Here is a 16,214-nt window from a genome sequence, read left to right as displayed (position 1 = left end):
CGCAGCGATCATCCCGCCGGGTCGCCCGGGCTCAGCGATCCCGCGAATCGAGACCGCGCAGCGGCAGTGCGGCGATCTCGCTCAGCCAGGTGCGGATCGTGGTGCGGCCCTGCGGGCTCAGCGCCAGCATCGTCACGCGGCGATCGCTGATGTCGTCGCTGCCGTCGACCAGCCCGCGGTCCTGCAGCAGCTTGATCCAGCGCAGCGCGGTGGTGCGCGGCACGCCGGCGGCGGCGCAACAGGCGTTGGTCGTCACCGTCGCGCCGTTGATCCCCTCGGCGAACAGGAACAGCATGATGTCCAGCCCCGGATTGGCGAACAAGGACGCCTCCAGATGCGTGCCGAGCTTGCGGCGCGCCGCGGCGATGTTCGAGGCCAGCGAGGCCAGCGCGGCGGCTTCAGGGTCCTGCCCCTCGATCACCGGCGGCACGGGCATGCCGGCGAACTTGCTACCGGTGTCCGCACCGCCGGAATAAGTGAAATTGTCGCGTAACCCGGCACCCATCGTGATCGTCGCTCCCGTAGACACAGAACGGCATAAACGGACCCAATCCGAAATCAAGTCGCTACGTCGTCGTTCGACGCGGCGGGTCGCCCCTGATGGCATCCCACCGTGCCCGTCGCAGTGCTAACGCTAACAAACGTCGCTGTCACGGCCTTCGCGGGGTGGCAGACCATTGATGATGTACCAATATCGACAGAAATTTCTCCGTTACCGTTAACATCAATGCTTTGCTACATTGGTATGGGATGGCTGCGCGACCGGGCCGACATCCCCGCGCCTGTCCCCGATACGGCCCGACGGGCGACCTGCTGTGCGGGGTGCGGTCACTGCGTTCGCCTCAACACGTCTATAATACGGAATCGACCGCCCACGCGTTCGATGATCCGGACCGGGGCAGGCCGGGATCATCGAGCGACGCAGGGCGGGGATTAGCGGTCGGCCGGCTCGCCACGCGAACCGCCGAGGTGGGGGACGCATGACCTGGTTGTCGAAGCTGTTGGGGACAAGCGAAGACACGGCGGATGGCCCGACGCCGGACGCCGCGGCCCGGTCGCCGCTGAGCCTGGTCCACTATCGCGAGGCCATGCAGGTCGGCGAGGACGATTCCGACGCGGACGATCCGCTGGTGGCGGTGCCGATCCCACCGCTTCTGTCTCTGCTCGAGCATCAGGAGATGCTGAAAGGCGCGCCACTGTCCGAGGAGGAGGTGCTGGCGATCCGGGATGGCGCGGTGTGCATGGTGCTCCGCCGCTCGCGGGCGCAGCACCTCGCCGACCGGCGCGGCTTCGCCGACATCGATCCCGAACGCCCATGGCAGGGGTGGACGTAGGCCCGCCGTGACGCCCGCCAGCAGCGTTAGCCGCCGCCCCGTCCGCTCCGCCTGCTGCGCCGTCCGCTGGTCGGTGCGGCGTGGCCGTCCGCGCAATCGCGTCGTATCGATCGGGGGCCGCTGACCGTGAACCAGGTCATCCTCCTTGCCGTCCTGTTCCTGCTGCTCGCCGTCATCCTTGAAGGCGTCGCAGCCGGGCGGGCCGCCCGCAACACCGCCCGCCCGAGGCGACCCGCCGTCCGCCCGTTCCTCACCGCGCGCGAAACCGCGATGCTCGCCACGCTCGAACAGATCCTGCCGCATTGCCGCATCCATGCGCAGGTGGCGATCGACGCGCTGCTGGGTGCGCCACCCGGACTCGGTCGCCCGCGCCGTCAGGGGGAGGGCAGTGTCGCGGCGACGCCGACGATCGATTTCGTCGCGCAGGATCGCGACAGCGGCGCGATCCTGGCGCTGATCGAGGTGGACGATCGCGCCTCCCGCGCTGCCGCGGATCGCGCGCGGGATGCCGCGACCGCGCAGGCCGGCTATCGCACCATCCGCATCCCCGCGCGGACCCGGCCGACGCCGCACGAGGTGCAGGCGATCGTCAGCGACCTCCGGCCGCCCGCCTCCTCGCGGATACCGCAGGCGCGCGCGCTGCGACGGTGGTGACGCGCGCGCAGCCGGCGACGATCGCGGTTTCGCCGGCCGCGCCGTCCCGCTATCGCATCACGCAGGACGCCCTAGGAGATGATCGATGGTGTGTTACGCTCTGGGGGATCTCGCGCCGCAGCTCGGCGAGGGCGCCTATGTCGCGCCCGGCGCGCATGTCATCGGCCGCGTCACGCTGGGCGCGCGTGCCTCGGTCTGGTTCGGGGCGGTGCTGCGTGGCGACAACGACCCGATTACCGTCGGCGACGACAGCAATATCCAGGACGGCGCGATGATCCATGCCGATCCCGGTGTCCCCGCGACGATCGGCCGCGCGGTGACGGTGGGCCATCACGCGATCGTCCACGGCGCCACGGTCGGCGACCACAGCCTGATCGGCATGGGCGCGACCGTGCTCAACCGCGCGGTGATCGGCGCGGATTCGATCGTCGGCGCCAATGCGCTGGTCACCGAAGGCAAGGTCTTCCCGCCAGGCTCGCTGATCGTCGGCGCGCCCGCACGGCTGGTTCGCCCCCTCACCGATGCGGAGATCGCCGGCCTGCGCCTGTCCGCGGCGACCTATGTCGCCAATGCCCGCCGCTATGCCGCCGCGCTGACGCCGCTGCCGCACGTGTCCGAGGGCGCGAACGGATAGCCGGGGTGTCGTCCTATACGACGGCGGCCCGGTAGGGCGCACGCTCCATCTCACCGTCGTTGGATCGGCGCCGCTCCGATGCCGGAAGACCGGAAACGATCGGGGCGGATCGTTTCCGTTCAGGCGTCCATCTTGTCCATCTCGCGCCAAATCAGCCACATTCCGCCGATGCCTGACGCACGAAGTCGACCGTCGTCTGGGGCGCGGTGACCGGGATCATATGGCCGCCCGGCACGATCGTGATGCGCGCGCCGGGGATGATCGCCGCGGTACGCTCGCCGTGGAGCGCCGGGTCGAGGATGGCGTCGCCGCGGCCGAACAGGATCGTGGTCGGCACATCGACCGTCGGGTAATGCGCTGCGATCCCGGCGATCTCGCGCGCGGCGGCGGACAGGTCCGCGGCGGCGGCGGTGATATTGGCCGGCCGCAGCGACAGCGCGCCGCCGCCGCGCGTGGCGAAGTCGGCGGGCGGCGTGTCGGGCGCGAAGACGGCGGCCAGCGTGCGCTCCGCGGTAAGCCGGCTCAGCGGCGTCCCGATCGTCTGCGCGATCAGCCGGCGCAGCGCCGGCGGGATCGCCGACAGGCCCTTCACCGCCTCGGGCAGGTCGTCCTGCGGCTGGGTGAAGGGCGCGATCAGCGCGAGCCCGCGGATCAGCGCGCGCCGCTGCGTCGCGAGCGACAGCGCCACCGCACCGCCAAGCGAATGGCCGACGACCAGCGGCCGCTCGACCCCGAGCGCTTCGATGAACCGGCCGATGATCGCCGCCTGCGCGCCGATGCCCGGCTCGGCGCCATCCTCCGCGGTCGAATAGCCCGACCCCGGCCGGTCGACCAGGATGACGCGATGATCGGTGGCGAGCCGGTCGAGCATCGCATAGCTGAAGTTGCGCAACTGGCCGCCGAGCCCGTGGATCATGACGATCGCCGGCCCGCTGCCGCGGTCGACATAATGGAGCCGCGCGCCCTCGACCTGAAGATGGCGGCCGTCCTGCGGCACCAGCCGCTCCGCCTCGCGCGCCACCCGCTCCGAATAGAGCGACAGGCCGATCCCGCCGGCCGCCACCGCGCTCGCGCCGATCAGGGGCGCCAGGGTCCAGCGTGCGCCGCTCGTCATCTCCGTGCTCCCTCAGCCTTGCCCATCTGCCGAGTGTAACAGCGGCGCCGGATTTGTCAGGCGGTCGTGACGACCCCGTCGATCACCGCCACCGGCCAGCTGCCGAGCCGCTGGCCGAGGCACGGCCCCCCGACGCACAGCCCCTCGTCGAGCGTGAACAGCGCGCCGTGCCAGCTGCACGCGATCAGGTCGCCGGCGGGGGTCAGATAATCGTCGAGCGTCTGCGCGAGCGGCACACCGGCATGCGGGCAGCGGTCGACATAGCCGACCACGCCCGCGCCGCGGCGGATGACGAAGCCGTGGAACCGGCCGGCGCGCATCTGGAGCACGAAATTGCGTGCCGCGCCGTCGGCGATCGTGGCGAGCGGCGCCAGCGGCACGCCGGCGGGGGTGCTGGTCAGGCGTTCGCTCACGCGTCGGCGTCGGGCTGGCGGCTCGGATGCGCCGCCTCGGCGAGCGCTGCGGCGCGGTCGGCGGTGGCGACGAGCCGCGGATAGGGGGCGATATCCACCCCGAACCGCCGCGCCGAATAGAGCGCCGGCACGGTCACGCAATCGGCGAGCGTCGGCGCATCGCCATAAGCGAAGGCCCCGCCGTGGCGCGCGATCAGCGCCTCGACCGCGGCGAAGCCGTCGCCGATCCATTGCGCCATCCAATCCTGTACCTGCGCCTCGCTGGCGCCGAACCGCTCGCGCAGCGCCTTGAGCACGCGCAGGTTGTGGAGCGGGTGAACGTCGGCGGCGATCGTCGCGACGATGGCGCGGACGATCGCACGGCCGTCCGCGTCGGCGGGCAGCAGCGGTGGCGCCGGATAGCGTTCCTCCAGCCATTCGAGGATCGCCACGCTCTGCGGCAGCACCAGCCCGTCGACCTCCAGCGCCGGCACCAGCCGCTGCGGGTTACGTGCGGCATAATCGGGCGCGGCCTGGCCGCCGGTGCGCAGGTCGTGGTTGACCTGGTCGTAGGCGAGGTCCTTCAACGCCAGCGCGATCCGCACCCGATAGGCCGCACCCGATCGCCAGTAACCGTGGAGGATCACGACGCCGGATCGTGCGGCAGCCGTGCCTTGGGGAAGTCCGCCCACACCGCGTCATAGTCGAGCTGCGCATGGTCGAGCGCATAATGGGTCGGCCGGTACGGCCAGCAGCTTTCCAGCATGAACGCCATCGTGCCCTCAATCTTGTGCGGCTTCAGCTCGGCGGCGGAGGCGCCCTGCCAGCTGGCGAGGTCGGGGCCGTGGCCGGCCATCAGATTGTGCAGGCTGATCCCCCCCGGCGCGAAACCATGCGCCTTGGCGTCATAGGCGCCGGTGATCAGCCCCATCGCCTCGGACATCACGTTGCGGTGGAACCAGGGCGGCCGGAACGTGTCCTCCGCGACCATCCAGCGCGGCGGGAAGATGACGAAATCGGCATTGGCCCGCCCGGGCACGTCGCTCGGGCTGGTCAGCAGCGTGAAGATCGACGGGTCGGGATGGTCGAAGCTCACCGTGTTGATCGTGTTGAACCGCGCAAGGTCGTAGCGCCACGGCGCCAGATTGCCGTGCCACGCCACCACGTCGAGCGGGCTATGGTCGAGCGTCGTCGCCCACAGCGATCCCATGAACTTCTGGATCACCTCGGTCGGTTCGTCGCGATCCTCGAACCAGGCGACCGGCGTCTCGAAATCGCGCGGGTTGGCCAGGCCGTTGGCGCCGATCGGGCCCAGATCGGGCAGGCGGAACAGGCTGCCGTGGTTCTCGCAGACATAGCCCTTCGCGCTGCCGTCGGGCAGCAGCGCCCGGAAGCGCACCCCGCGCGGCACCAGCGCGATCTGGCCCGGCGCGACCACGATCCGCCCGAGCTCGGTAAGCAGGTCGAGCCGCCCGGCCTGCGGAACGAACAGCAGCTCGCCGTCGGCATCGGTGAAGACGCGGCCGGTCATGTCGGCATTGGCGGCATAGACGTGGAGCGCGACACCCTCGAGGTCGGCGGGATCGCGATTGGCGAGCATCGTCGTCATGCCGTCGATCAGGTCGGTACCCGCAGGGGCGTCGGGACACGGGTCCCAGCGCAGCCGGTTGGGGGGCAGCGGCGCGTCGCCGGTACCGGGCGCGAATTGCGGCGCGCCGTCATAGCGCGTGTACGGCGGGTGTTCGGCGGTGGGCCGCATCCGGTAGAGCCACGAGCGGCGGTTCTCGTGACGCGGCGCGGTAAAGGCGGTGCCGCTGAGCTGCTCGGCATAGAGGCCGAAGGCGGGCCGCTGCGGCGCGTTGCGACCGATCGGCAGCGCGCCGGCGACGGCCTCGGTGGACACGTGGTTGCCGAAGCCGGGGATGTAACCGGCTTCGTTCCCGGGGTGGTGGACTGTCATTGTTTTGGCGTCCTCTCCTGCTCCACCACCCCGTCCGCAAGCTCATGCGTCGACGGTAATGACCCCGCGACGAATCTGGTCCAGTTCGATCGACTCGTAGAGCGCCTGGAAATTGCCGTTGCCGAACCCTTCATTGCCCTTGCGCTGGATGATCTCGAAGAAGATCGGACCGACCATCGTCTCGGTGAAGATCTGCAACAACAACCCTTCCTCGCCGACATTGCCGTCGATCAGAATGCGGTTGGCGCGCAGGCGTTCCAGGTCCTCGCCATGATTCGGCACGCGCTTGTGGACGAGTTCGTAATAGGTCTCGATCGTGTCCTGGAGCTTGACGCCGCGGGCACGCAGCTTCTCGACGGTGGCGTAGATATCGTCGGTGGTCAGCGCGAGATGCTGGATGCCCTCGCCGTTGTAATCGCGGATGAATTCCTCGATCTGGCTCTTGTCGTCCTGGCTCTCGTTGAGCGGGATGCGGATCGCGCGATCGGGCGCGATCATCGCCTGGCTGAACAGGCCGGTCGCCTTGCCCTTGATGTCGAAATACTTCTGCTCCTCGAAGCCGAAGATCTGGCCGTAGAAGCTCGACCAGGTGCGCATCTGGCCGCGACGGACATTGTGGGTGAGATGGTCGAGCAGGTCGAGCCCGACGCTGTTGGCGGCCTCCGCCTCGGCCGCGCCGGGAACCTGATGCCAGTCGTCGTAGACGCTGCCCGCACCGCCGTGGCGATCGACGAGATAGAGCAGCGAGCCGCCGATCCCTTCCAGCGCCGGCAGCCCCTCGAGCGCCGCGCCGGCGGGCGCCGGCTTGGCGCCGCGCGCGATCGCCGCGTCATAGGCGGCCCGTGCATCGGCGACACGGAACGCCATCGCGCTCGCCGACGGGCCGTGCGCCGCGCGGAAGTCGGCGGCATGGCCGGTCGCCTCGCGGTTGAGCAGCAGGTTGATCCGCCCCTGTTTGTAGCGGGTCAGCGCCTTGGTCGGATGCGTCGCCGCCGCGACGAAGCCGAGCGCCTCGAACTGCGCGGCGAGCGCGTCTGGGTCGGGCGAGGTGAATTCGCAGAACTCGAAGCCGTCGAGCCCCATCGGGTTGACGTCGATCTGATCGGCCGAGGGGTCGGACATGGCAGCAGCTCCGAAATGGTATCGTCTGTTACCAATTCTCTGCGGCATTGCCAAACTGGTGTCAACTGATACGAAACCTGATGGCCGCGCCATCCTCTGACCGCCCGCTCGTCCTCGACGACTTCATCCCCTACCGCCTGTCGGTGACCTCCAACCTGGTCAGCGACTCGATCGCGCGGGCCTATGAGTCGCTGTTCGGGCTGACGATTCCGGAATGGCGACTGGTCGCGGTGATCGCCGAGACGGGCGGCATCACCCAGCAGGCGATTGGCGCGAAGACGCTGATGGACAAGGTGACGGTCAGCCGCGCCGCCATCGCGTTGGTCGGCCGCGGCTTGTTGGCCCGGCGCGACAATCCCGACGACCGGCGCTCGCACCTGCTCGAACTCACCGAGGCGGGCCGTGACCTGTATGCCGCGATCGCACCCAAGGCGCTCGACCTGGAACGCCGCATCTTCGCCGCCTTCGCCCCCGACGAGGTCGCGCAATTCGTCGCGATGCTGCGCCGGATCGAGAGCGTCACGCTCGATATCGGCAGATAAGTCACAGTCGATCGTGCGACCGGCACATTTATGCGACAATTGCCGATTAGCAGCACCCTGACGGTGTGAGGGTTATTGTATGCGTGTGGCGGTCGTGATGATGATGGCGGTAAGCTGGCCCGCGCTGGCGGTGGCGCAGCAGGCGCCCGCTCCGGCTGCGGTGGCGCCCGAGGCCCAGCCGCAGACCGCACCGGCCCCGACCGAGCCGCCGGCCGCCACGGCTCCGCAGTCGACGGCGCCCGTGTCCACCACCAACGCGCAGACCGCGCCTGCCGCAGACGCCGAGGAGGAAGAGAGCGACATCGTCGTCACCGGCCGCCGGCCGCCCGGATCGGTGGTCGGCGACATTCCCGCCGAACAGGTGCTCAGCCCGGCCGACGTGCGCAGTTACGGTGTCAGCAGCGTCTCCGACCTGCTCACCGAACTGGCGCCGCAGACGCGCAGTGGCGCGGGGGGATCGCCGGTGGTGCTGCTCGACGGCAAGCGTATATCCGGCTTCCAGGAAATCCGCGATATCCCCACCGAGGCGATCCTGCGCGTCGACATCCTGCCCGAAGAGGTGGCGCTCAAATACGGCTATACCGCCGACCAGAAGGTCGTGAACTTCGTACTGCGTCGCCGCTTCCGCTCGACCACCGTCGAACTCGCCGACACCGCGCCGACCGAGGGCGGCCGCAACAGCCCGCAGGGCGACCTCGACCTGCTGACGATCCGCAACGGGTCGCGGCTCAACATCCACAGCCGCTATCAGCAGAGTTCGGCGCTCACGGAGGCCGAGCGCGACATCAGCCCGCAGCGCACCGAGGGCGGCGCGGCCGGCTACGACCAGCGGCCGTATCGGACGTTGCAGCCGTTCAGCCGCAGCTTCGGCACCAACGCCACCTATGCCCGTCCGCTCGGCGACGTCAGCGCCTCGATCAACGGCGAGCTGACCGCAACGCAAAGCGTCGGCCGCTTCGGTCGCCCGCTCGACGCAAACAACCAGCCGGTCGGCGATGCGCTGACCCAGCGCAACGACGGCATCACCGCGCATCTCGGCACCAGCCTCAACGGCCGGCTGAGCCCGCGCTGGCTGTGGACGGTCACCGGCGCCTATGATCGCGCCGAAAGCCACACCGACACGCAGACCGGCGTGGCCATGCCGGACAATCGCGCACGCTCGACGTCGAACACCGGCGACCTCGAAGCGCTGGTCAACGGGCCGCTGTTTACGCTGCCCGCGGGCGATGTCTCCACCGCGATCCGCGTCGGCGCGCAGACCAGCGATTTCTCCAGCCGATCCTTCGGCGAACGGATCAGCAGCGGCGACGTGTCGCGGGATGCGGCCAACGGTCGCGTCAATATCGACGTGCCGATCGCCAGCAAATCGCGCGCCGTACTCGGCTGGCTCGGCAATCTGTCGGTCAACGGCAATGCCGCGATTAACCAGCTTTCGGATTTCGGCACGCTGACGGCCTATGGCTATGGCATCAATTGGGGCCCGATCAACGCGCTGCGGGTGATCGGATCGATCAACCAGCAGGATGTCGCGCCGACTGCGACGCAGCTCGGCAATCCGCTGGTCTCGATGCCCAACGCGCGGGTCTTCGATTATGTGCGCGGCGAAACCGTGACCGTGACGACGCTGAGCGGCGGCAATCCCGACCTGCGGTCGAGCAGCCGTCGCGTCACCCGGCTCGGGCTGACGCTCAAACCGTGGAGCGACAAGGACCTGACGCTGATCGCGAATTACACCAAGCAGGACACGCGCAACCCGATCCAGTCCTTCCCGTCGCCGACCGCGGCGATCGAGGCGGCGTTTCCCGATCGCTTCACCCGCGACGCGGACCGCAATCTGACCCGGCTCGACGCGCGACCCATCAACTTCGCGCGCGCCGAGAGCGAGCAGATCCGCTGGGGCATCAACTTCTCCAAGCCGCTGAAGTCCAAGGTGCAACGGGAGCTGGAGGCGTTCCGCGCCGGGAACGGCCCCAATCCCTTCGCCGGCATGCGCTTTCCCGGCGCGGGCGGGCGTTTCAGTCGCGGTGCCGGCGGCACGGCGGCCGATGGCGGTCCGCCGCCGCCCGGCGCGGAAGGGGCACCGCCGCCGCCGGGCGCGGATGGCGCGCCCCCACCGCCGCCGCGCGGTGCCGATGGCGAGCGTCCGCCGCCGCCACCGCCGGGCGCCGATAACGGACCCCCTTCGCCACCCCCCGGTGCGGACGGACCGCCGCCACCGGGCGGCGGTGGTGGCGGTGGTGGTCGCGGGTTCGGCGGCGGGCGCGGCTTCGGCGGCGGTGGTCGTGGACAGGGCGGCGGGCGCGTCCAGTTCGCGCTCTACCATACCTGGCACCTCGCCGAGCGCGTGACCATCGCCAACGGCGGGCCGCTGCTCGACCTGCTCAACGGCGACGCGACCGGGGCGAACGGTGGACAACCGCGGCACGAGTTCGAGGCGCAGGCGGGCTATTCGAACAACGGCATCGGCGTACGGCTGTCGGCCGATTACGCGACCGGTACGCGCGTCAACGGCGGGACTTCGGCCAATCCGCAGACGCTGCGCTTCTCGGGGCTGGGAACCGCCAACCTGCGGCTGTTCGCCGACCTCGGCCAGCGGCTCAACCTGGTGAAGGCGCATCCCTGGGTGCGTGGCGCGCGGGTGACGCTGTCGGTCGACAACATCTTCAATGCCCGCCAGACCGTGCGCGATGCCGCCGGCGTCACGCCGATCAGCTACCAGCCCGACTATCTCGATCCCCTCGGCCGGACGGTGCGGTTGAGCCTGCGCAAGCTATTCTTCTGAGCCCTCGTCGACACAAGGCGCCCTGTACCGGCGCGGCACGTCCGCATCCCGCCGTAGCCCGCCATCGGCGGTCCACGACGGGGTGCGGACCTTACAGGCCCAGTCGCCGCGCGAGCCAGTCCGCCGCCTGTTCGGGCGTGCGTTTGGCGCTGTCGCGATCGACCTGATAATTGGCCTCGCGCATCGCGGTGACCGGGATGCGTCCGACCAGCGGCGTGAGTGCCGCGGTGAAGGCCGCGTCCTTGGCGCGTCCCGGCGCGACGAGCAGCAGGGCGTCATAGCTCGGGATGGCGTGCTTGGGATCGCTCAGCACCGCCAGATGGTCCGCCGCAATCCGGCCGTCCGACGAAAAGGCCGAGATCACATCCGCCTCGCCGCTCGCCAGCGCGCGGTACATGAAGGTCGGCGCGTATGGCGTCGTCGCCTTGAAGCGTAGCGGATAGGCGCGCTGCACCGCCGCCCATTCGGGGCGCTCGAGGAATTCGAGGTCGCTGCCAAGGCGCAGTGCGGGCGCCGCCGCGACGAGATCCGACAGGCTGGCGATATGGCGCTGGCGGGCGTCATCGCCGCGCATCGCGAAGGCATAGGCATTCTCGAAGCCGAGCGACCCGACGAGGCGCACGCCACTGGTCGTCTGTGTCCAGCGCGCGATGGCGGCGGCCATCGCCTTGGGGTCGGGCACGTCGCGGCGCCGCATCGGCCCGGTCCAGAGGGTGCCGGCGTAATCGACATAGACGTCGATCGCGCCGCTGGTCAGCGCGCCGTAGATCACCGCGGAGCCGAGCCCGTCGCGATACCGCACGCTATAGCCGGCGCGGGTCAACCGGTCGCCGATCAGCCGCGCCAGGATATATTGTTCGGAGAAGTTCTTGGCGCCGACCGTCACCACCTTGCCCCCGCCGCTGCGCGGCCAGAGCGGCGCGGTGGCGGCGAGCAACGCGGCGATCAACGTCACCGTCGCGCCGAGCCACAGCAGGCGGCGGCGGTGGGCGATGCCATGTTCGATCATGCCGATCAGCGCGTCGACGGCGAGCGCGAGCCCGGCCGCGGCGCAACAGCCGGCGAGCACCAGCGCCCAATTCTGGGTCTGCAAGCCGGCGAAGATCATGTCGCCGAGGCTCGGCTGGCCGACGGTGGTCGACAGCGTCGCCGCACCGATCGTCCACACCGCGGCGGTACGGATGCCCGCGATCAGCACCGGCGCGACCAGCGGCGCCTCGACCAGACGCAGCGTCTGCGCCGGCGTCATGCCGACCGCCTTGGCCGCCTGACGCACCGCCGGATCGATGCCGGTCAGCCCGGCGACGCCGTTGCGGATGATCGGCAGCAGGGCATAGAGCGTCAGCGCGATCAGCGACGGCAGGAAGCCGAGCGCGGGAATGCCGCCGCCGAGGAGCGCCGAGAGCCATAGGAGCAACGGGTAGAAAAGCGCGAGCAGCGCCAGGCTGGGAATGGTCTGGACGAGGCTGGCGACGCCGAGGATGACGCGCCCGGTACGCGGCCGCCGCGCCGCGACGATCGCCAGCGGCAGGCTGATCGCGATGCCGAGCAGCAGCGCCGATGCCGACAGCAGCACGTGCTGTGCGAGCAGCGGCGGCACCCGGCCGAGCGCGTCGAGGAAGGCGCTCATGCCGCCGCTCCGCCCGCCAGCGTCCTCAGTCGCTCGGCCTGATGCCGCGGCACCGCGACCAGCGCCTGCGCCGCCTCGCCGCCGCCGCCGTTGAGCAGCTCGGCCGGCGTCGCATCGGCGACGATCCGCCCCGCCGCCATCACCAGCACGCGGTCGGCGAGCAGCAGCGCCTCCGCCATGTCGTGGGTGACGAGGATCGTGGTGAGGCCGAGCCGTTCGTGCAGCCGGCGGATCTCGCTGCCGAGCGCGTCGCGCGTCACCGGGTCGAGCGCGCCGAATGCCTCGTCGAGCAGCAGCAGCTTGGCGCCCGGTGCGAGCGCGCGGGCGATCGCCACCCGCTGGCGCTGGCCACCCGATAGCGCGTCGGGCAGCCGGTCGGCGATCGCGGCGGGCAGTGCGACGAGGTCGAGCAGCGCGGCGACATCGGCAGACGGCTCGCCGGCGATACGCGGGCCGATGCCGATATTCTCGCCCACGGTCATATGCGGGAACAGGCCGATCCCCTGAAAGACGTAGCCGATCCGCCGCCGCAGGGCCGGTGCCGGTCCGGCGGCGACGTCGTCCCCGTCGATCAGCACGCGGCCGTCGCTGGGCTCGATCAGCCGGTTGATCGTCTGGAGCAGCGTCGACTTGCCCGATCCCGAGGCGCCGACCAGCGCGACGAAGCTGCCCGCCGGAATGGCGAGCGTGACGCGGTCGACCGCCAAGGTGTCGCCGAACCTCTTGATCACGGCGTCGAAACGGAGCGATTCTGCTGGCATCGCCGCAGAGGATGCGGGATGCCGTTGGGAAAGTCCAACAATGGACGTGAGGAGGGCAGGATGAGCGACGGACGCGCGATCTTCATCACCGGGGGCGGATCGGGCATCGGCCGCGCCGTCGCCCGGCTGTTCGCCAGCCGCGGCTGGCGGGTCGGCATCGCCGACGTCAACACCGCCGGGCTGGACGAGACCGCGGCGCTGATCCCCGTCGGCATGGTAGAGCGCTATGTCATGGACGTGCGGGACCGTGATGCCTGGACCGCCAGCCTCGACGCCTTCACGCAGGCGACCGGCGGCCGGCTCGACGTGCTGTTCAACAACGCCGGGATCGGCACCGGCGGGCCGCTCGCCGAGGCGAGCTTCGACGAGATCGACCGGACGATCGCGATCAATTTCACCGGCGTGGTCAACGGTGCGCGGATCGGCCACGCCTATCTGGCACGTACGCCGGGATCGGTGCTGCTCAACACCTCGTCGGCATCGGGCATCTATGGCTCGTCGGGGCTGGCGACCTATTCCGCCACCAAGTTCGCGGTGCGCGGCCTCAGCGAAGCGCTGGACGGCGAATGGCACCGCGAGGGCATCAAGGTACGCTGCCTGCTGCCGAGCTTCATCGAGACGCCGCTGCTCGACGGCGTCGCCGGCGGCACCAACCGCACGATCCGCGAATCGGTGACGGGGGCGGGGCTGGAACTGACCCCGGTCGAAGCCGTCGCCGAGGCGGCGTGGAAGGCGGTCCATGGCGACGCGGTCCACACCTATGTCGGCAAGACCGCGGAGCGGCTGCGCTTCGCCGCACGCTGGTTCCCCGGCCAGCTGCGCAAGCGGATGCGGCGGTCGCTGCGCTGACGGCGCGCGATATCCCCCCCGTTTGCCCTGAGCCTGTCGAAGGGCCTGAGTCTCAGGGCGCTTCGACAGGCTCAGCGCGAACGGGGAGGGGCCTTGTCCAAGGCGCTTCGACAGGCTCGGCGCCAACGGGGGAGGGCCTGAGTCTCAACGTGCTTCGACAGGCTCAGCGCGAACGGGCGGGGGGTGTCGGCTTATTCGTCGACGATCGCGTCGATCGCCTCGGCCATTTCGATGTCGCGGCTCGACAGGCCGCTGGCATCATGCGTGGTCAGCAGGATTTCGACGCGATTGTAGACGTTGCGCCATTCCGGGTGGTGGTTCACCTTTTCCGCCATCAGCGCGACCTGCGTCATGAAGCCGAAGGCCTCGACGAAATCGGCGAAGACGAGGCTGCGGGTGATCGCATCGCGGGCCTCGTCATAATCCCATTCCGGCAGGCCATCGAGGGCATCGGCACGTTCGGCTTCGCTAAGAGCCTCGATCATCGGCGGTCTTCCTTGCTGGACGGGAAAGGGACGCGGTATGGCGGCACGCATGAACGGGCAAGATGCTTATGGACCGGCACCCGATGCCGCGGCGATCGACGCCATCGCCCGCGACACGATCGCGCGGCTGCCGGCGGCGTTCGCCGCGCACCTCGGCGATGTCGTGCTGCTGGTCGAGGAAGAGGCGGATGACGAGACGCTCGCCGCCTTGGGGATCGAGCATCCGCTCGATTTGACCGGCCTGTATCACGGGCGGCCGCTCGGCGAAAAATCGTCGATGGAGTCGGGCGCCATGCCCGACCGTATCCATCTTTATCGGCGGGCGATCCTGGTCGAGTGGGTGGAGACCGGGGTGCGGCTCGACGATCTCGTCCGCCATGTCACGATCCATGAGATCGGCCACCATTTCGGCCTGTCCGACGACGACATGCATGCGCTGGAAGACGCGGTGGTGGATTGACGGCGCTGGCGCTCGACGCGGTCGCCTGCGCGCGCGGCGGGCGGATGCTGTTCGCCGGGGTGAGCATTGCGCTCAGCGCGGGAGACGCCGCGCTGGTGACCGGGCCGAACGGCGTCGGCAAGTCGAGCCTGATCCGCATCGCCGCGGGCTTGCTCAGACCCGCCGACGGGGCGGTGACGCGGGATGGCGCGGTGGCCTTGCTCGGAGAGGCGCATGCGCTCGATCCCGAACTGCCGCTGGCCCGCGCGCTGGCGTTTTGGACGGGTGCGCGGACGCAGGCGGCGATGGATGCCGTCGGACTGACGCATCTGGCGGCGATCCCGGTGCGGGTGCTGTCGACCGGGCAGCGCCGCCGCGCCGGACTGGCACGTATCGTCGGGACCGATGCGCCGATCTGGTTGCTCGACGAACCCGCCAACGGACTCGACGCCGCGGGGGTCGCGCAGATCGAGGCGCTGATTGCCGCGCACCGTGCGGCCGGCGGGATCGCGATGGTCGCGACGCATCAGCCGGTCGCGCTGCCCGGAGCGGCGCAATTGGCGCTCGGCTGATGCGGATCACCGCGATCGTCGCGCGCGACCTGCGCCGCGCCTGGGCCGGTGGTGGCGCGCTGTGGCCGGTCGCCTTCTTCCTGCTCACCGCGATCCTGTTCCCGTTCGCGGTCGGTCCAGACACGGCGTTGCTGGCGCGGATCGGCGGCGGCGTGATCTGGGCGGCGGCGCTGCTCGCCGCGCTGCTGCCGATCGAGCGGCTCGTCGCGCCCGACGTCGAGGCGGGGGTGATCGATCAATATGCGGTGCGTCAGGTGCCGCTGGCGCTGGTCGCCTTCGCCAAGATCGTCGCGCACTGGATCGGCTTCGCGCCGCCGCTGATGCTGGCGGCGGTAGTCGCGGCGGGCCTGTTCGACCTGTCGGCGGCGACGCTGGCGCGCGTCGAGCTGGGGCTGCTGATCGGCACGCCGGGACTGGCGGCGCTCGGAGTCGCCACCGCGGCGCTGGTCGCGGGATTGCGCGGCGGCGGTGCGGTGGCCGGGCTGGTGATGCTGCCGCTCGCCGTGCCGCTGCTCATCTTCGGCGCGGGGACGCTCGATGGCGGCGCGGGCGCGGGGGCGGTGAAGCTGCTCGCCGCGGTCAGCCTGGTGCTGACCGCCGGCGCGCCGTGGATCGCCGCGGCGGCGATCCGGAGCGGGATGGATTGAATAGAGGTTACGACTTCGAGCCGTGATCCGAAGCATAGACCATCGCCGCGGCGGTGCCGGTCGCCGGTTTCAAATGAAACCATTCAGGGCGGTCGATCGCGGTAAGAAACGCGAGCACGGTCAGGCCGAACATCAGCAGCGCCAGCCGGCCCCACAGCGGGTTCGGCTCGGCATCGTCATGCGTCGTATTGGCGAGATCGTCATTGGGTCGCATCATCATGCCTCCATGTGCTGATCTACCGATATAGACGGGAAAGCCTTCTGATCGACGAGCGTTCCGTAACGTTTGTTTGCTGC

General features: G+C 70.0%; 19 protein-coding genes. 9 read left to right on the top strand and 10 right to left on the bottom strand.

The window, feature by feature from the left end; translation table 11 throughout:
• Window positions 1–31 precede the first annotated feature (31 nt).
• Entirely contained in the window at window positions 32–505 is a 474-nt protein-coding gene (locus tag HD841_RS00350) for a hypothetical protein (protein WP_257015164.1), read from the bottom strand.
• A gap of 475 nt (window positions 506–980) precedes the next feature.
• Here HD841_RS00350 and HD841_RS00345 point away from each other — a divergent pair, with 475 nt between their 5' ends.
• From HD841_RS00345 to HD841_RS00335, 3 genes are all read left to right on the top strand, one after another.
• Complete coding sequence (locus tag HD841_RS00345; protein ID WP_218845336.1) at window positions 981–1,334, top strand: hypothetical protein; 354 nt, start codon at window positions 981–983, stop codon at window positions 1,332–1,334.
• A gap of 126 nt (window positions 1,335–1,460) precedes the next feature.
• Window positions 1,461–1,988 carry a DUF2726 domain-containing protein gene (locus HD841_RS00340; RefSeq protein WP_179506921.1) on the top strand — a complete coding sequence of 176 codons (528 nt, stop codon included), beginning with the start codon at window positions 1,461–1,463 and terminating at the stop codon, window positions 1,986–1,988.
• Window positions 1,989–2,073: 85 nt separating this feature from the next.
• Window positions 2,074–2,622, top strand: coding sequence for a gamma carbonic anhydrase family protein (locus tag HD841_RS00335; protein ID WP_179506920.1), 549 nt, complete (start codon window positions 2,074–2,076; stop codon window positions 2,620–2,622).
• A gap of 151 nt (window positions 2,623–2,773) precedes the next feature.
• Here the strand turns inward: HD841_RS00335 and HD841_RS00330 are convergent, their stop codons facing one another.
• From HD841_RS00330 to hppD, 5 genes are read right to left on the bottom strand one after another with little or no spacing between them, the layout of a single operon-like run.
• Window positions 2,774–3,736 (bottom strand): alpha/beta fold hydrolase, encoded by a 963-nt coding sequence (locus HD841_RS00330; RefSeq protein WP_179506919.1) that lies wholly within the window; start codon window positions 3,734–3,736, stop codon window positions 2,774–2,776.
• Between the two features lie 56 nt (window positions 3,737–3,792).
• The gene (locus tag HD841_RS00325; RefSeq protein WP_179506918.1) at window positions 3,793–4,149 is read right to left on the bottom strand and encodes a Rieske (2Fe-2S) protein; all 357 of its coding nucleotides are present in this window, start codon (window positions 4,147–4,149) and stop codon (window positions 3,793–3,795) included.
• Complete coding sequence (gene maiA / locus HD841_RS00320) at window positions 4,146–4,775, bottom strand: maleylacetoacetate isomerase (RefSeq protein ID WP_179506917.1); 630 nt, start codon at window positions 4,773–4,775, stop codon at window positions 4,146–4,148. The genes HD841_RS00325 and maiA overlap by 4 nt, the downstream gene beginning before the upstream one ends.
• On the bottom strand, window positions 4,772–6,088 hold the full coding sequence (hmgA, locus tag HD841_RS00315; RefSeq protein WP_179506916.1) for a homogentisate 1,2-dioxygenase: 1,317 nt from the start codon (window positions 6,086–6,088) through the stop codon (window positions 4,772–4,774). The genes maiA and hmgA overlap by 4 nt, the downstream gene beginning before the upstream one ends.
• Window positions 6,089–6,130: 42 nt before the next feature.
• Window positions 6,131–7,210, bottom strand: coding sequence for a 4-hydroxyphenylpyruvate dioxygenase (gene hppD, locus HD841_RS00310; RefSeq protein WP_179506915.1), 1,080 nt, complete (start codon window positions 7,208–7,210; stop codon window positions 6,131–6,133).
• A gap of 80 nt (window positions 7,211–7,290) precedes the next feature.
• On the opposite strand from hppD, the gene HD841_RS00305 reads away from it, so the two are divergent.
• Both HD841_RS00305 and HD841_RS00300 read left to right on the top strand, forming a co-directional pair.
• Complete coding sequence (locus HD841_RS00305; protein WP_179506914.1) at window positions 7,291–7,752, top strand: MarR family winged helix-turn-helix transcriptional regulator; 462 nt, start codon at window positions 7,291–7,293, stop codon at window positions 7,750–7,752.
• A gap of 79 nt (window positions 7,753–7,831) precedes the next feature.
• Window positions 7,832–10,534 (top strand): TonB-dependent receptor, encoded by a 2,703-nt coding sequence (locus tag HD841_RS00300; RefSeq protein WP_179506913.1) that lies wholly within the window; start codon window positions 7,832–7,834, stop codon window positions 10,532–10,534.
• A gap of 91 nt (window positions 10,535–10,625) precedes the next feature.
• On the opposite strand, the gene HD841_RS00295 is transcribed toward HD841_RS00300, so the two are convergent.
• Both HD841_RS00295 and HD841_RS00290 read right to left on the bottom strand, forming a co-directional pair.
• Complete coding sequence (locus HD841_RS00295) at window positions 10,626–12,164, bottom strand: ABC transporter permease/substrate-binding protein (RefSeq protein ID WP_179506912.1); 1,539 nt, start codon at window positions 12,162–12,164, stop codon at window positions 10,626–10,628.
• Window positions 12,161–12,925, bottom strand: a complete 765-nt coding sequence (locus HD841_RS00290) for an ATP-binding cassette domain-containing protein (protein ID WP_179506911.1) — start codon at window positions 12,923–12,925, stop codon at window positions 12,161–12,163. The genes HD841_RS00295 and HD841_RS00290 overlap by 4 nt, the downstream gene beginning before the upstream one ends.
• Before the next feature lie 60 nt (window positions 12,926–12,985).
• On the opposite strand from HD841_RS00290, the gene HD841_RS00285 reads away from it, so the two are divergent.
• Complete coding sequence (locus tag HD841_RS00285; RefSeq protein WP_179506910.1) at window positions 12,986–13,774, top strand: SDR family oxidoreductase; 789 nt, start codon at window positions 12,986–12,988, stop codon at window positions 13,772–13,774.
• Window positions 13,775–13,965: 191 nt separating this feature from the next.
• Here the strand turns inward: HD841_RS00285 and HD841_RS00280 are convergent, their stop codons facing one another.
• Window positions 13,966–14,259, bottom strand: a complete 294-nt coding sequence (locus HD841_RS00280; RefSeq protein WP_179506909.1) for a 4a-hydroxytetrahydrobiopterin dehydratase — start codon at window positions 14,257–14,259, stop codon at window positions 13,966–13,968.
• A gap of 49 nt (window positions 14,260–14,308) precedes the next feature.
• Between HD841_RS00280 and HD841_RS00275 the strand changes: the two genes are divergently transcribed.
• Genes HD841_RS00275 through HD841_RS00265 form a run of 3 tightly spaced genes read left to right on the top strand, consistent with a single transcriptional unit; the run spans window position 14,309 to window position 15,917 of the window.
• Window positions 14,309–14,719, top strand: a complete 411-nt coding sequence (locus HD841_RS00275; protein WP_179506908.1) for a metallopeptidase family protein — start codon at window positions 14,309–14,311, stop codon at window positions 14,717–14,719.
• On the top strand, window positions 14,716–15,270 hold the full coding sequence (gene ccmA, locus HD841_RS00270; protein WP_179506907.1) for a heme ABC exporter ATP-binding protein CcmA: 555 nt from the start codon (window positions 14,716–14,718) through the stop codon (window positions 15,268–15,270). Before HD841_RS00275 ends, ccmA begins: the two co-directional genes overlap by 4 nt.
• Window positions 15,270–15,917 (top strand): heme exporter protein CcmB, encoded by a 648-nt coding sequence (locus HD841_RS00265; RefSeq protein ID WP_179506906.1) that lies wholly within the window; start codon window positions 15,270–15,272, stop codon window positions 15,915–15,917. Before ccmA ends, HD841_RS00265 begins: the two co-directional genes overlap by 1 nt.
• A 7-nt stretch (window positions 15,918–15,924) precedes the next feature.
• Here HD841_RS00265 and HD841_RS00260 read toward each other — a convergent pair whose 3' ends face one another.
• Entirely contained in the window at window positions 15,925–16,137 is a 213-nt protein-coding gene (locus HD841_RS00260) for a hypothetical protein (protein ID WP_257015163.1), read from the bottom strand.
• Window positions 16,138–16,214: the final 77 nt, after the last annotated feature.

This window comes from Sphingomonas melonis (genome assembly GCF_013409985.1).
GTDB classification, from domain to species: Bacteria; Pseudomonadota; Alphaproteobacteria; order Sphingomonadales; family Sphingomonadaceae; genus Sphingomonas; species Sphingomonas melonis_A.
The sequence above is the reverse complement of the archived record's forward strand: the minus strand, read 5'-3'. Positions and strand labels throughout refer to the sequence as shown.